The 14,029-nt window shown below is 69.3% G+C and carries 16 protein-coding genes; 9 read left to right on the forward strand and 7 right to left on the reverse strand.

The features are described from left to right. The first annotated feature begins 77 nt into the window (after nt 1–77). The 9 genes from PKE78_RS08315 (at nt 78) to PKE78_RS08355 (ending at nt 9,132) form a co-directional block, all read left to right on the forward strand. A complete protein-coding gene (locus tag PKE78_RS08315; protein ID WP_428981259.1) occupies nt 78–1,418 on the forward strand; it encodes an ActS/PrrB/RegB family redox-sensitive histidine kinase in 1,341 nt (446 codons plus the stop codon). A 135-nt stretch (nt 1,419–1,553) separates the two neighbouring features. Then, entirely contained in the window at nt 1,554–1,820 is a 267-nt protein-coding gene (gene rpsT, locus PKE78_RS08320; protein WP_271200406.1) for a 30S ribosomal protein S20, read from the forward strand. A gap of 691 nt (nt 1,821–2,511) precedes the next feature. Next, nucleotides 2,512–2,955, forward strand: coding sequence for a rhodanese-like domain-containing protein (locus PKE78_RS08325; protein WP_271200407.1), 444 nt, complete (start codon nt 2,512–2,514; stop codon nt 2,953–2,955). Nucleotides 2,956–3,020: 65 nt separating this feature from the next. Then, entirely contained in the window at nt 3,021–4,496 is a 1,476-nt protein-coding gene (gene dnaA, locus PKE78_RS08330; RefSeq protein ID WP_271200408.1) for a chromosomal replication initiator protein DnaA, read from the forward strand. A 215-nt stretch (nt 4,497–4,711) separates the two neighbouring features. Then, nucleotides 4,712–5,461, forward strand: coding sequence for an electron transfer flavoprotein subunit beta/FixA family protein (locus tag PKE78_RS08335; RefSeq protein ID WP_271200409.1), 750 nt, complete (start codon nt 4,712–4,714; stop codon nt 5,459–5,461). Nucleotides 5,462–5,463: 2 nt separating this feature from the next. Further along, entirely contained in the window at nt 5,464–6,405 is a 942-nt protein-coding gene (locus tag PKE78_RS08340; RefSeq protein ID WP_271200410.1) for an electron transfer flavoprotein subunit alpha/FixB family protein, read from the forward strand. Nucleotides 6,406–6,525: 120 nt separating this feature from the next. After that, nucleotides 6,526–7,407, forward strand: coding sequence for a 3-hydroxybutyryl-CoA dehydrogenase (locus PKE78_RS08345; protein ID WP_271200411.1), 882 nt, complete (start codon nt 6,526–6,528; stop codon nt 7,405–7,407). A 76-nt stretch (nt 7,408–7,483) separates the two neighbouring features. Beyond that, nucleotides 7,484–7,678 (forward strand): hypothetical protein, encoded by a 195-nt coding sequence (locus PKE78_RS08350; RefSeq protein ID WP_271200412.1) that lies wholly within the window; start codon nt 7,484–7,486, stop codon nt 7,676–7,678. A 200-nt stretch (nt 7,679–7,878) separates the two neighbouring features. After that, nucleotides 7,879–9,132, forward strand: a complete 1,254-nt coding sequence (locus PKE78_RS08355; RefSeq protein WP_271200413.1) for a GGDEF domain-containing protein — start codon at nt 7,879–7,881, stop codon at nt 9,130–9,132. A 26-nt stretch (nt 9,133–9,158) separates the two neighbouring features. Here the strand turns inward: PKE78_RS08355 and PKE78_RS08360 are convergent, their stop codons facing one another. From PKE78_RS08360 to PKE78_RS08390, 7 genes are all read right to left on the reverse strand, one after another. Beyond that, nucleotides 9,159–9,344 (reverse strand): DUF2065 domain-containing protein, encoded by a 186-nt coding sequence (locus PKE78_RS08360; protein ID WP_271200414.1) that lies wholly within the window; start codon nt 9,342–9,344, stop codon nt 9,159–9,161. Then, on the reverse strand, nt 9,341–10,258 hold the full coding sequence (gene hflC, locus PKE78_RS08365; RefSeq protein ID WP_271200415.1) for a protease modulator HflC: 918 nt from the start codon (nt 10,256–10,258) through the stop codon (nt 9,341–9,343). The genes PKE78_RS08360 and hflC overlap by 4 nt, the downstream gene beginning before the upstream one ends. After that, nucleotides 10,255–11,538: a protease modulator HflK gene (gene hflK / locus PKE78_RS08370; protein WP_271200416.1), complete on the reverse strand. Its 1,284-nt coding sequence runs from the start codon at nt 11,536–11,538 to the stop codon at nt 10,255–10,257. Before hflK ends, hflC begins: the two co-directional genes overlap by 4 nt. A 160-nt stretch (nt 11,539–11,698) precedes the next feature. Further along, nucleotides 11,699–12,226: a dihydrofolate reductase gene (locus tag PKE78_RS08375; protein WP_271200417.1), complete on the reverse strand. Its 528-nt coding sequence runs from the start codon at nt 12,224–12,226 to the stop codon at nt 11,699–11,701. Next, nucleotides 12,223–12,594, reverse strand: coding sequence for a hypothetical protein (locus tag PKE78_RS08380; protein ID WP_271200418.1), 372 nt, complete (start codon nt 12,592–12,594; stop codon nt 12,223–12,225). Before PKE78_RS08380 ends, PKE78_RS08375 begins: the two co-directional genes overlap by 4 nt. Before the next feature lie 155 nt (nt 12,595–12,749). Further along, complete coding sequence (locus PKE78_RS08385) at nt 12,750–13,238, reverse strand: GNAT family N-acetyltransferase (protein WP_271200419.1); 489 nt, start codon at nt 13,236–13,238, stop codon at nt 12,750–12,752. Next, entirely contained in the window at nt 13,235–14,029 is a 795-nt protein-coding gene (locus PKE78_RS08390; RefSeq protein WP_271200420.1) for a thymidylate synthase, read from the reverse strand. Before PKE78_RS08390 ends, PKE78_RS08385 begins: the two co-directional genes overlap by 4 nt.

A 14,029-nucleotide genomic window follows, 5' to 3' on the forward strand; every position in this document is an offset into this window, starting at 1 on the left:
GATCTCGCGTCGCGTCAATGGGCCCATCGTCTGCGGCGTCGCAGCGTAGCCTCCTCCCTGAAAACCGGAAAGCCCGCCTGGTGACGTTCCCCCTCTCTCCCCCGCGCGATCGCCTGCTGAACCAGCACCAGCTCCGGCTGGACACGCTGATCCGTCTGCGCTGGCTCGCGATCGCGGGCCAGAGCGTCGCGGTCGTCGCCGTGCATGTGGCGTTCGGCTTCCCGCTCCCGCTCGCGGCCTGCTTCGCCTTTATCGCGATGTCGGCGCTGCTGAACGTGGTTCTGCGGCTTCGCTACCCGGTGAGCCACCGGCTGTCGCCGCCCGCCGCCTGCGCGTTGCTCGCTTACGACGTGCTGCAGCTTGCGGCGCTGCTGTTCCTGACGGGCGGGATGGAGAACCCGTTCTCGATCCTGTTCCTCGCGCCGGTGATGATCTCGGCGACGGCGCTCCCGCCTCAAACGACCGCCATTCTCGGCGCCCTGGTCATGGGTTGCGCCACGATCCTCGGCGTGGCGCACCTTCCCCTGCCCTGGACGGCTCCGCAGCCGCTCGAGATGCCGTTCCTTTATGTGGCGGGGATCTGGACCGCGCTGTTGCTCGCGCTCGGCTTCATCGGCGCCTATGCGTGGCGCGTCGCGGAGGAGGGCCGAGAGCTCAGCCAGGCGCTCGCGGCCACCGAACTCGTGCTCGCGCGCGAGCAGCATCTGTCCGCGCTCGACGGGCTGGCCGCCGCCGCCGCCCACGAGCTCGGCACCCCGCTCGCCACCATCGCGCTGGTGTCGAAGGAGCTAGAGCGGGCGCTGGCGCCGGGGCCCCACGCCGACGACATCGCCCTCCTGCGCGAGCAGGTCGCGCGCTGCCGCGAGATCCTGAAGAAGCTGACCTCCCTCGACGAGCACGGCGCCCCGTTCGACGTGCTCTCCATGAGCCACCTGCTCGAGGAGATCGTCGCTCCGCACCGCAATTTCGGCGTCGCGTTCGAGGTCGCCCTCACCGGCGACCCCGCGATCGCGCCGCGGTGGCGACGCAATCCGTCCGTGCTTTATGGACTGGGCAACATCGCCGAGAACGCGGTCGACTTCGCCAAGGAGCGCGTGCGGCTGGCGGTGCGCTGGGACGACGATGAGGTGGCGATCGAGATCGCCGACGACGGTCCGGGCTTCGCGCCGGAGGTGATGACCAAGATCGGCGAGCCTTACATCTCCACCCGTTCCGACAGCCACGTCCATGACGTGGAGGCCGGCGGGCTCGGGCTCGGCTTCTTCATCGCCAAGACCCTGCTGGAGCGGTCCGGTGCTACCCTGGTGCTCGGCAACGCGGCCCCCCCGGCCTCCGGGGCCGTGGTGCGCGCGATCTGGCCGCGGGCGCGCTTCGCTGCGGTCGCGGACGCGACCGGCGCGATCGAGCGCCATGCGTGATCCCCGCGCCGTTGACGGCGCCGGCGACTGTTGCTAGGAGACCGGCTCCGCGGCGGGCGAAAGCTCGCCCACAGACGTTCGTCGACGCGCCCTCAGAGCCGCGCGTCCACCGCAGATAAAAGGAACGAGACGCCCATGGCCAACACGCCGTCGGCCAAGAAGGCCGTTCGCAAGATCGCCCGCCGCACCAAGGTGAACGGCGCGCGCCGCAGCCGGGTCCGCACCTTCCTCCGCAAGGTCGAAGAGGCCATCGCCTCCGGCCAGCCCGAGGAAGCCAAGACCGCTCTTCGCGCGGCCGAGCCGGAGATCATGCGCGCCGCCCAGAAGGGCGTGCTGCACAAGAACACCGCCTCGCGGAAGGTCTCGCGCCTCGCGGCTCGGGTGCGCTCGCTCAGCGCCTGATAACGACGCTTCCACGTCGCTCGAAAACCCGGCCATGCGCCGGGTTTTTTCGTTTGTGACCCTTTTGAGACGCAGGGCTTGATCGTCGCGGCGCGCGCGAATCCGTATTGACTCGCGGATTCCGGAGCTTCCCGCCGCAACCGCTTCCAGCGTCGATTGATGAGCAGAAAAAGCTTTTCGTTTTCAAACATTTACGGGCAAGTCGCGTGGGAGCCCCCGGAATCTGAAGCTGCGCCGATGTGAATCACAGACAGCGCAAAAAGAATCTCGCGGCGCCCTGTGCGGAGGCGCGGGGCGCGACGTCAATTCGATTTTGCTGGCTATGCAGAGGTTTGAGCAAAGCGGTCCGGCGCCCATGGCGACGGCGTCATCCGATTCGCGCCCGCGCCGCGCCGATTCGCAGCTCCCCCACCCGTTGCGCGCCCTCGGACCCCTGTGTATCTTCCAAAGCCATGGAGAGACGCCGCAACTACTTCTTCCCCGCGGACGAGGATAAGATGGCGAGCTTTCAGAGAAACAGCGACGGCGGGCTTTGTTTCGCAGTCGTCTGATTCATTCTCAGTAGTAAAACCTCATACCAATGCACCGGCGTATCAGCGGCTTTGGCGCTAGCGATAACACGCGCCTGGCGTAAGCGTATGCGCAACCTGGACAGAGAGGCGCTCGGCGCACTGCCGGCGAAGAGATTTCTATGGTCGAACCGCGCGGATCCTATGCTGGCGACGTCGCTCCGCGCGACGCCTGGGAGAGCCTGGAAACGGACCCCGCCGCAGCCCTGGTCGACGTCCGCACCAGCGCGGAGTGGTCGTTCGTGGGCGTGCCGGACCTGTCCCCGGCCGGCAAGCGCGTGCTGCTTCAGGAGTGGCAGCGCTTCCCGTCGATGCAGATCGATCCCGGCTTCGCGGAGGCCGTGGCCGAGACGCTGAAGTCCGCGGGCGCGACCGAGGACACGCCGGTCTACTTCCTCTGCCGCAGCGGCGCGCGCAGCCAGGCGGCGGCCGCCGCGCTCGCAGCCCTCGGCTGGACACGCGCCTACAATGTCGCCGGCGGCTTTGAAGGCCCGCTGGACGGCGAACGCCGCCGCGGTTCGGTCGCCGGCTGGAAGGCCGACGGCCTTCCCTGGGTCCAGAGTTGAACGCCGTCGCGTCCGCCGTCCGTCACTCATCTGATCGCCGCACCGAAAATTCCCGGAGATGTCCGATGCTTCCTGCGCAGTCCGAACGTTTTGCGGCCGCGTCTCCGGCGATTGGCGATGACGAGGGCCACGAGGCGGCCTGGCGGCGGGCGACCGCGCGGCTGCGCGCGGAGTATGGCGACGACGTCTATCTCAGCTGGTTCGGGCGCATCGCGCTCGACCGCGTCGAGGACGGCGTGGCGCATCTGACGGTGCCGACCCGCTTCCTTAAGAGCTGGATCCAGTCGCATTACGCCGACCGGATCACCGTGGTGCTCTCGGAGGAGGCCCCGGAGGTCGACCGCATCGCGCTCGGCGTCCGGGTCGCCGCGCCCAAGCTCGCCGCGAGCGGCGGCGACGTCATCGTCGCTCCCGCCCCGCGGATGGAGCAGCAGGAGGAGCGCGCCTCGGCCCCGATCCCGACGGGCTTCGCTCAGTCGCGCGACGGCCAGCAGCGGCTGACCGGCTCCCCGCTCGACAAGCGCCTCACGCTCGACACCTTCCTCGTCGGCCGCTCGAACCAGCTCGCTCACGCCGCCGCGCTTCAGGTGGCGAGCGCCAAGGCCGGCGATCCCGTCACCTTCAACCCGCTCGTGATCCACGCCGCGGTCGGCCTCGGCAAGACCCACCTGCTGCAGGCGACCGCCCACGCGGTCGAGGCGACGGGCCGGCGGGTCATGTACCTCACGGCCGAGAAGTTCATGTTCGACTTCGTGGCCTCGCTCAAGGCGCAGACCGCGCTGACCTTCAAGGAGCGGCTCAGGGCGATCGACCTCCTGATCATCGACGACCTGCAGTTCCTGCAGGGCAAGACCGTGCAGCAGGAGTTCGGCCACACGCTGAACGCGCTGCTCGACGGGCGCCAGCAGGTGATCGTCGCCGCCGACCGGGCGCCGTCCGAGCTTGAAAGCGTCGATGAGCGCCTGCGCTCGCGCCTCGCCGGCGGCCTGACGCTCGAGATGGGCGCGCTCGACGAGGGCCTGCGCGCCAAGATCCTCGAAGTTCGGATCGAGGCGGCCCGACGCCTGCATCCGAAGTTCGACGTGCCGGCCGACGTGGTCGCCTATGTCGCCCGCATCATCACCGCGAACGGCCGCGATCTCGATGGCGCGGTCAACCGGCTGCTCGCCCACAACACGCTGACGGGCGCTCCGATCAGCGTCGAGATGGCGGAGACCGCTCTGCGCGACCTCGTGCGGCAGGTCGAGCCGAAGCGCGTGAAGATCGAGGACATCCAGCGGATCGTCGCGCGGCACTACAATGTCAGCCGCGCCGACCTGCTGTCCTCGCGGCGGACCCAGACCGTGGTGCGTCCGCGCCAGGTCGCTATGTACCTTTCGAAGCAGATGACGCTGCGCTCGCTGCCCGAGATCGGGCGGCGCTTCGGCGGTCGCGACCACACCACGGTGCTGCACGCCGTGCGCAAGATCGACGAGCTGGTCAAGACCGACATCGCGCTCAGCGACGAGATCGAGCTGCTGAAGCGGATGCTGCTCGACTGAGGCCTCGGCGCCGGCCGCGCCCGTCGTCCCTTGCGCCGCGGCCGGCGCGTTTTCTCCAAGCGCCTCTTTGACTTTCGGATCAGATCGACCGCCTTTCGGCGCGTTGACTTCGCAGGCGCCGCACCCCTACTGTCCGCCCCGGTCAGCGGCGCGCCACCCTCGATCTTCGGCGCGGCCCAGCGGGCATCGGCAGCGAATCCGAGGTGAACGACGCGATGAAGGTTCTCGTCCCGGTCAAGCGAGTGGTCGACTACAACGTGAAAATCCGGGTGAAGCCGGACGGGTCGGGCGTCGAGCTTGCGAACGTCAAAATGTCGATGAACCCGTTCGACGAGATCGCGGTCGAGGAAGCGCTGCGCCTCAAGGAGGCCGGCAAGGCGACCGAAGTGGTGGTCGTCTCCGTCGGTCCGGCCCAGGCGGCGGAAACCATCCGCACCGGGCTCGCCATGGGCGGCGACCGCGGCATTCTGGTGAAGACCGATCAGCCGACGGAGCCGCTCGCCGTCGCCAAGATCCTCGCCAAGATCGTCGAGGAGGAGAAGCCGGGCCTGGTCGTGATGGGCAAGCAGGCGATCGACGACGACTGCAACCAAACCGGACAGATGCTCGCGGCCCTGCTCGGCTGGCCGCAGGGCACCTTCGCTTCGAAGGTCGCGCCCGGCGGCGAGAGCGTGGAGGTCACCCGCGAGGTCGACGGCGGTCTCCAGACCGTGTCGCTCAAGCTGCCGGCGGTGGTCACCACCGACCTGCGCCTGAACGAGCCGCGCTACGCCTCGCTGCCCAACATCATGAAGGCGAAGAAGAAGCCGATCGACGAGAAGTCCGCGGCCGATCTCGGCGTCGACCTCACGCCGCGGCTCGAGGTGCTGAAGACGACCGAGCCGCCGAAGCGGCAGGCCGGCGCCAAGGTCGGCTCCGTCGCCGAGCTCGTCGCGAAGCTCAAGTCCGAAGCGGGAGTGATCTGACCATGGCGACCCTGCTCCTCGCCGACCACCACGAGGACCACCTCGGCGACGCCACCGCCAAGGCGCTGACCGCGGCCAGGGCGCTCGGCGCGCCCGTGCACGTGCTGATCGCCGGCAAGGCCCCGCGCGGCGCGGCGGACGCCGCCGCCAAGCTCGAGGGCGTCGAGAAAGTGCTGCTCGTGAACGGCGAATCCTACGGCCACGGCCTCGCGGAGCCGTTCGCGGAGCTCATCCTCGGGCTGATGGGCTCCTACGACGCGCTGGTGGCCTCCTCCTCCACCACGGGGAAGAACATCCTGCCGCGCGTCGCCGCCAAGCTCGACGTGATGCAGATCTCCGACATCACCAAGGTCGAGGGCCCCGACACGTTCGAGCGCCCGATCTACGCCGGCAACGCGCTCCAGACGGTCAAGTCGAAGGACCCGAAAAAGATCATCACCGTCCGCACGGCCTCCTTCGCGCCGACCGGCGACGGCGGCTCGGCCACGGTCGAGGAAATCTCGGCCGCGGCCGACCCTGCGCTGTCGAGCTTCGTGGGCGAGGACCTCACCAAGTCCGACCGGCCGGAGCTCGGCTCCGCCAAGGTCGTGGTCTCGGGCGGGCGGGCGCTCGGTTCGGCCGAGAAGTTCAAGGAGGTGATCGAGCCGCTCGCCGACGCCTTCGGCGCCGCGATCGGCGCGAGCCGGGCCGCGGTGGACGCGGGCTACGCGCCCAACGACCAGCAGGTCGGCCAGACCGGCAAGATCGTAGCCCCCGAACTCTATGTGGCCCTCGGCATCTCCGGCGCGATCCAGCATCTCGCCGGCATGAAGGACTCGAAGGTCATCGTCGCGATCAACAAGGACGAGGACGCGCCGATCTTCCAGGTGGCGGATTACGGCCTGGTGGCCGATCTCTTCACGGCGGCGCCGGAGCTGCAGGCGGAGCTAGCCAAGGCCAAGTGACGAGCCGCAGCGCCGGAAGAACCCTTTTCCGGCGCTGGTTTTGTGCGTTGCAATAACTATACTGATCAGGTGCGCCGTATGTGGCGCGCCAAGACACCAAGAAACGGCCAGGCGGATCACATGGCGACGGAGATTGGCAGGATCGGCGTGATCGGCGCCGGCCAGATGGGCAGCGGCATCGCGCATGTCTGCGCGCTCGCAGGCCTCGACGTCTCCTTCAACGACATCGACCAGAACCGGATCGCCGCGGCGATCGAGCGGATCGACCACAACATCAAGCGCCAGGTCGGCAAGGGCGCCGTCACCGACGCGGACCGCGCGGCCGCCCTCGCGCGCATCCACCCCGTAAGCTCCTACGCCGACCTCGCGGACTGCGATCTGGTGATCGAGGCCGCGACCGAGGACGAGCAGATCAAGCGCAAGATCTTCTCGGAGCTCTGCCCGACGCTGAAGCCCGAGACGATGGTCGCGACCAACACCTCGTCGATCTCGATCACGCGGCTCGCCGCCTCGACCGACCGGCCGGAGCGCTTCATCGGCATTCATTTCATGAACCCGGTCCCGGTGATGCAGCTCGTGGAGCTCATCCGCGGCATCGCGACCGAGGACGAGACCTTCGACAGCGCGCGCGCGCTGATCGACAGGCTCGGCAAGACGGTCGCCGTCTCGGAAGACTTCCCGGCCTTCATGGTCAACCGCATCCTGCTGCCGATGATCAACGAGGCGATCTACACGCTCTACGAAGGCGTGGGCTCCGTCGACGCCATCGACACCGCCATGAAGCTCGGCGCCAACCACCCGATGGGGCCGCTGCAGCTCGCGGACTTCATCGGCCTCGACACCTGCCTGTCGATCATGCAGGTGCTGTACGAGGGGCTCGCGGACAGCAAGTACCGCCCCTGCCCGCTGCTGGTGAAGTATGTGGAGGCCGGCTGGCTCGGGCGGAAGACGCAGCGCGGCTTCTACGACTACCGCGGCGCCGAGCCGGTCCCGACCCGCTGATCGATCGCTCATCACGTTAGCTTCGCGTTAATCCGGGCGCCTCAAAATCCTTCCCCACGCCGTGAGGAGGGACGCCATGGAGATCGGTTCGCTTGCGGCCTCCGCCGTCGCCACGTCGGCGCAGCAAACCCGCGACGGCTTCACCATCGCCGCGCTCAAGATCGCCAACGAACAGCAGCAGGCGGTCGCCGGTCTGGTCGCCCAGGTGGCCGAAACGGTGAAGGCCCAAACGCCCGACGGCGTCGGCCGCCTGCTCGACGTCAGCGCCTAGCTCGCGGCTGGGGCCGGCCCGGCGTCGTTCCGACGCCGATCCCACCGCATGACCGAGCGACGCCCGCGCGTCGCGCCCTTCGGCCGACCACGCTTGACGGCCGCGCGGCCGACCGTCGGCGGCTAACCCTGGGACGTGGCCCGCCGTTTGCTCAGCCGCAACGGGCGACCAGACGTAAACAGGCGGCCATGACGGATCGCATGACGAGATCGGAAGCCGAGGAACGGGCGGCGCATCGCGACGCGGTCCCGTCGGATCCGGGCTTCGCAGAGGCGATCGAAGCTCTCACACGCGTGCGGACGCGAGAGCTGCGCCTGCCGCCCGCGATCCACGCCGCGTTCCGGCAGGCGACCTGGCAGAGCCGCAAGAAGATCATCCGCGCCTGGCTGGTCTCGATCGCGCTCCTCAACGCGCTGTGCCTTCCGCTCGACCCGCTGCTGGCCGACGAGCAGGCCCTCGGCGCCTTCGCCGCGGCGCGGTTCGGGCTGACCATGTTCCTGCTGGCGGCGGCGTGGCTGATCCACGCCATGGCGAAGCCGGGGCTCGAGGGCGTGATCATGATCGCCTGCTGCGCGGCGGTCATGGTCGTCGCCGGCGCGACCGGCCTGCGCTACGGGCCCGAACTGACGGAGCGCTACATCGTCCACGCCGCCTTCGTCGCGGGCAGCGGCGTCATGGTCACGCGCATCGCATGGCGCGACACTCTTATCCTGACCGGCGTCTCGATCGCCCTGTTCTGCGGGTTCCTGCTCCAGATCCCCGATCCCCCGCTGTCGATGAACGCGGCGGCGCAGATGGCGCTGTTCTATGGCGGCGGCCTCGCAGGCCTCACCTTCGCGCGCCGCGCCCACGACCGGCTGCACTACCGCGTCTTCGTGCTGACGATGAGCGAGCGGCTCAAGATGCGGGAGATCGAGGCCATGAACAGCCGGCTGTTCGCCATGGCGCGGACCGATCCGCTGACCTCGCTGTCGAACCGGCGCCATTTCGACGAAGTGTACGGCGCCCTCAGGATCGGGGCCGACGAGCGCTCGACGATCGGTCTGTTCATGATCGACGTCGATCGCTTCAAGCAGCTCAACGACGAACTCGGCCACGCCGCCGGCGACGAACGGCTCGCGGCGGTCGCCGGTCTGATCCGGTCGGAGCTCCGGGAGGGGGTCGACTTCGTCGCGCGTTTCGGCGGCGAGGAGTTCGTCGTGCTGCTGCCGGACGTCGTGCTTGAGGAAGCCCGCGCGATCGCCGAGCGGGTGCGCGCCAGCGTCGAGAACCGGGCGCTTCTCAATCCGGGCGGCCTCGCGGGCGTCGTGACGGTGAGCATCGGCGTCGCAGCGGCGCCGCCGGGGCGGCTCGAACGCCTGGTCGAGGAGGCGGACGCCGCGCTCTACGCGGCCAAGCAGCGCGGCCGCAACCGCGTCGAGCTGGCGGCGGGAGCCGCCGTGGAGACCGCCTGACGCCACGGCGGCCTACGCCCTTCCCGTCATCCCCTCACGAACCAGACTACGACGAGCCCGATGACGGCGCAGCCGACGCCGAGGGTCCGCAGCGCGCCGTCGTCGGTCTCGAGAATGTGGGCGCAGGATCTCTTCGCCGCCGCGGGAAAGCCCGCGAACAGGACGCCCTCGATCACGAGCACGAGACCGAGGGCGGCGAAGAAGTCGATCATTGCGGCGCGGGCGTTCCAGCCGGCGCCGCCGGCCGGGCCGGCGCGGGCAGGCCGCCCGACTGCTCGAAGAAGCGGAAGAAGGCGCTGTCGGGCGCCAGCACCAGCCGGGTGCCGGACCTCATGCTCTTCTCATAGGCGTCCATCGACCGGGAGAACGCGAAGAACTCCTGGTTGGCGCCGAAGGCCTCCGCGAGAATGCGGGTCTTCTCGGCCTCGCCCTCGCCGCGCAGAACCTCGGCGTCACGGTTCGCCTCGGCCACGATGACCTGCGCGTCGCGATCGGAGCGGGCGCGGATGCCCTGCGCCTGCTCGGCGCCGCGGGCGCGGATCTGGGCCGCCTCCTGCGCGCGTTCGGACTGCATGCGCTCGAACACCGCCTTGGAGTTCTGCTCCGGGAGGTCCGCGCGACGGATGCGGACGTCGACGATCTGGATGCCGAACCGGTCGGCCTCGCGGTTCGCCTGGTCCCGGATTCGCGCCATGATCTGGTCGCGCCGGTCGCGCACGATCTGCTCGAAATTGTTGGAGCGGATGGCTTCCAGCAGTGCGTCGGTCAGAACGTTGGTGAGACGGGCGTTCGCCTGCTCGATCGTGCCGACCGCCTGCCGGAACCGCAGCGGGTTGGTGATCCTGTAGCGAGAGAAGGCGTCGACCACGAGACGCTTTTGGTCGTTCGCGGTCGCCTCGCGCTCAGGCAGGTCAAGATCGAGGATGCGCTTGTCGATGCGCACCACCGTCTCGATGAACGGCACCTTCACGTGGAGGCCGGGCTCCGTGACGGTGTCGACCGGCTGGCCGAAGCGCAGAACGATGACCTGCTCGGTCTGGGCGACGGTGTAGAGCGCGCTGTAGCCGGCCACGAGAGCGGCGACCGCGACGAAGGCGAGGAAGCCGCCGAGAATGTTGCGGTTCACTGGTTCGCTCCCCCGCCTGCCGCGCCTGCGCGCGGCGCCTGCTGCTGGCGTTGCTGTTGCTGTTGGCCGCCGAGTTGGTCGAGCGGCAGGAAGGGCACCACGCCCTGGCCCGAGGCCTTGGGATCGATGATCACCTTGTCGACCGCGCCCATCACGCGCTCCATCGTCTCGATGAAGATGCGCTCTCGGGTCACTTCCGGCGCTTTGGTGTACTCGGTCACGACCTGCGAGAAGCGCGAGGCCTGGCCCTGCGCTTCGGCGACGGTGGCGGCCTTGAAGCCTTCGGCCCGCTGCAGCGTCTGGGTCGCCTGGCCGCGCGCTTCCGGCACGATGCGGTTGGCGTAGGCCTGCGCCTCGTTGGTGAGGCGGATGCGGTCCGCCTGCGCCACCTGCACTTCGCGGAAGGCGCCGATGACCTCGCCAGGAGGCGCGATCTTCTGGAGCTGGACCTGGGCGATGTCGATGCCGGCGTCGTAGCTGTCGAGCGTCTTCTGCATCAGCTCGCGCACGGCCGCCGCGGTGACCGCAGCCGACTGCACCTCCTCGGGCTTGCGCACCGGCTCGACCGGCGGAGCGCCGGGCGTGGTGGGCTGCGCCGTGACGTCGGTCTCGGGCGTGCCTTCGGTGAGGATCTGCTGCAGGCGCGACCGTCCCACCACCTCGCGCATCGCGCTTTCGGCGACCGCCTTGATGGTGCTTTCGGGGTTTTGAAGGTTGAACAGGTAGGCCGCCGCGCCGCTCGGGCGTCCGGCGGCCGGGTCGGCCGGCTTGATCATCCACACGACCGAGAAGTTGACGTCGACGATGTTCTCGTCGCCCGTCAGCATCAGGCTTTCCTGAGGCACTTCGCGGCTGGTGGGCGAGCGCGCGCTGCCGCTCGCCGCGGTGCGCATGCCGACCTCGATCGAATTCTGGGTCGTGACCTTGGGCGTCAGAACCGTCTGTATCGGGTAGGGCAGATGGTAGTTCAGGCCGGCCTGGGTGGTGCCGGTGTAGCGGCCGAAGGTCAGCACGATGCCTTCCTCGTCCGCCTCGACCCGGTAGAAGCCTGAGACGGCCCAGGCGACCACCGCGACCGCCACGAGCGCGAGCACGCCGCGGCCGCTGCCGCCGCCGCCGGGCAGCACGCTGCGCAGGCGTTCCTGGCCGCGGCGGATCAGGTCCTCCAGATCGGGCGGGTTAGGCCCCCCCTGCTGCTGGGGACCCTGCCCCCACGGGCCGCCGGGCTTGTTGCCCCACGGTCCGCCGCCGCCACCGCCACTCTGGTTGCTCCAGGGCATCGAACGTCCTTTTGGCTGGCGGTCCCGAGGGAGCCGCACGACCTCACGAGCCGCGCTTATAGGCGACCGCTCCCCGCCATTCAACGCGAAGAGACTCTTAGCGCCACGCGAGGTGGCGCCGCGCTCGCGCGAAATCAATCCTTCGCGACGACGCAGCCGATCACGAGCGCTTCAGCCCGCGCTCGCGCACAAGGTCCCGGAAGGTGAAGGCGAACTCGTCGCGCGGACCGGCGGCGTGCGCTTCTCGGAAGGTCTCGCGCCATTGCGCGGGGTCGTAGTCGGGGAACAGCACGTCTCCGTCCGGGGCCGCGTCGATCTCCGTCAGCCGCATGCGCTCGGCGAGCGGCAGCGTCAGCGCGTAGATCTCGCCGCCCCCGGCGCTGATGATCTCTTCCGCGCCCATCTCCTCCGCGAGCGCCTCGGCGAGGCCGAGCGCGTCCTGGAGGTCGTGGGCGACGTGGACGCCGGGCTCGCTGAAGGAATGGTCGCGCGTCAGCACGATCGTCTGCCGGCCGGGGAGCGCCCGGCCGATCGCCTCATGGTTGCGGCGGCCGACGATGAGCGGCTTGCCCATCGTCACCGCCTTGAACCGCTTCAGGTCGCTCGAGATCCGCCACGGCATGTCGTTGTCGCGACCGATCACGCGGTTGCGGGCGACGGCCGCGACGATGACGATCGGGAGGGTCAATTGATCGGGCGGCCGCGCAGGCAGAGCGGCGTCCAGAGAGCCTGAACCGTGCGCGTGTCGTCGGCGCCGAGCGTCTCGATCGCGGCGTCGCCGGCGTTGTAGCGGTAGACAAACCGCACCAAGCTCGGCTTGTCGCGGCCGACATAAATCGTCGCCTGGCCGCACACGGCCTCGTCCTTGCCGTTGGTGCGGCGGCGGAAGTTCTCGAAGCCGAAGCGCGCCGGCTGTCCGGCGTAGGCCGACTTCAGCTTGGCGCGCAGCGTCTCTTCGGTCTGCGCGAACAGCTGCGGAGTGCTCTGCGCCAGCGCGACCGTCGCCCCTGCCATGACCATCACCGCGGCGGCCGCGGTCCGTGCCCAGAAAAACATCGTCGTCCGTCCTCGCCCTCGCGCGATCTCGCGCGACATCCCTCGCCGCGGTCGCGGGTCGAGTCGCCGCCCGCCCGCAACGTTCTTTCGCGATACACGTTCCGATCCTTCGCCGCCATGGCTTAAGGCTCGCCTAAGCGTCGCGTGATCGGCTCTCACCCCCGCCTCGCGCGGCCGAGAGCCGCCAGCGCCTCGCCGTCGAGCCTGTAGCCGGTCCAGCCCTCGACCGGGCGCGCGCCGAGCCCCTGATAGAACGCGATCGACGGCGCGTTCCAGTCGAGCACGGACCATTCCAGCCGACCGAGCCCCCCGTCGCGGCAGCGTTCGGCGAGACGCGCGACCAGGGCCTTGCCGAGGCCCCGCCCACGGAACTCCGGACGCACGAACAGATCCTCGAGATAGATGCCGTGCCGGCCGCGGAAGGTCGAGAACGTGTAGAACCAGACCGCGAAGCCCGCCGGCGCGCCGTCCCATTCGACGATCTCGCAGAACGCGCGGGGCTGCGGCGCGAACAGCGCGGCGGCGATGTCCGCCTCGGAGGCTTCGACCTCATGGGTCAGCTCCTCGTAGACCGCGAGCTCGCCGATCAGCGCGTAGACAAGGCCGGCGTCCGAGGGGACGGCGGCGCGAAGCGATGCGCTCACACCGCCACCGGCGCCTTGATGGCGGGATGGGGGTCGTAGCCCTCGAACGCGACATCGTCGAAGCGGACGTCAAACACCGATCGCACGGCCGCGTTGAGGCGCAGCTTCGGCAGCGGGCGCGGCTCGCGCGCCAACTGCTCGCGGGCCTGGTCGAGATGGTTGAGGTAGAGATGGGCGTCGCCGAGCGTGTGCACGAAATCGCCCACGGCGAGCCCGGCCTCATGGGCGACAAGGTGAGTCAGCAGCGCGTAGGACGCGATGTTGAACGGCACCCCGAGGAAGACGTCGGCCGAGCGCTGGTAGAGCTGGCAGGACAGCCGGCCGTCGGTCACGTCGAACTGGAACAGGCAGTGGCACGGCGCGAGCGCCATGGCCGGGACGTCGGCCGGGTTCCAGGACGAGACGATCAGCCGGCGCGACGACGGGTTGCGCTTCAGCTCCGCCAGCACGTCCTTCATCTGGTCGATGGTCCGCCCGTCGGGGGCGGCCCAGGAGCGCCACTGCCGGCCGTAGACCGGACCGAGCTCGCCCGAGGCGTCGGCCCACTCGTCCCAGATCGTGACGCCGTTCTCCTGCAGGTAGCGGACGTTGGTGTCGCCCGCGAGGAACCACAGCAGCTCGTGGACGATCGACTTCAGGTGCAGCTTCTTCGTCGTGACGAGCGGAAAGCCTTCCGTCAGGTCGAAGCGCATCTGGGCGCCGAACACCGACAGGGTGCCGGTGCCGGTGCGGTCGTCCTTGCGGACGCCCTCTTCGAGGATCCGCCGGAGAAGGTCGAGATAGGTCTGCAT

It is taken from the genome of Methylopila turkensis (assembly GCF_027922325.1).
GTDB lineage: Bacteria > Pseudomonadota > Alphaproteobacteria > Rhizobiales > Methylopilaceae > Methylopila > Methylopila turkensis.

Excerpts from the sequence above, each read along its gene's own strand:
- rpsT (WP_271200406.1), top strand. The coding sequence starts at position 1,554 with ATGGCCAACACGCCGTCGGCCAAGAAGGCCGTTCGCAAGATCGCCCGC.
- PKE78_RS08325 (WP_271200407.1), top strand. The coding sequence starts at position 2,512 with ATGGTCGAACCGCGCGGATCCTATGCTGGCGACGTCGCTCCGCGCGAC.
- dnaA (WP_271200408.1), top strand. The coding sequence starts at position 3,021 with ATGCTTCCTGCGCAGTCCGAACGTTTTGCGGCCGCGTCTCCGGCGATT.
- PKE78_RS08335 (WP_271200409.1), top strand. The coding sequence starts at position 4,712 with ATGAAGGTTCTCGTCCCGGTCAAGCGAGTGGTCGACTACAACGTGAAA.
- PKE78_RS08340 (WP_271200410.1), top strand. The coding sequence starts at position 5,464 with ATGGCGACCCTGCTCCTCGCCGACCACCACGAGGACCACCTCGGCGAC.
- PKE78_RS08345 (WP_271200411.1), top strand. The coding sequence starts at position 6,526 with ATGGCGACGGAGATTGGCAGGATCGGCGTGATCGGCGCCGGCCAGATG.
- PKE78_RS08350 (WP_271200412.1), top strand. The coding sequence starts at position 7,484 with ATGGAGATCGGTTCGCTTGCGGCCTCCGCCGTCGCCACGTCGGCGCAG.
- PKE78_RS08355 (WP_271200413.1), top strand. The coding sequence starts at position 7,879 with ATGACGAGATCGGAAGCCGAGGAACGGGCGGCGCATCGCGACGCGGTC.
- PKE78_RS08360 (WP_271200414.1), bottom strand. The coding sequence starts at position 9,344 with ATGATCGACTTCTTCGCCGCCCTCGGTCTCGTGCTCGTGATCGAGGGC.
- hflK (WP_271200416.1), bottom strand. The coding sequence starts at position 11,538 with ATGCCCTGGAGCAACCAGAGTGGCGGTGGCGGCGGCGGACCGTGGGGC.
- PKE78_RS08380 (WP_271200418.1), bottom strand. The coding sequence starts at position 12,594 with ATGTTTTTCTGGGCACGGACCGCGGCCGCCGCGGTGATGGTCATGGCA.
- PKE78_RS08390 (WP_271200420.1), bottom strand. The coding sequence starts at position 14,029 with ATGCAGACCTATCTCGACCTTCTCCGGCGGATCCTCGAAGAGGGCGTC.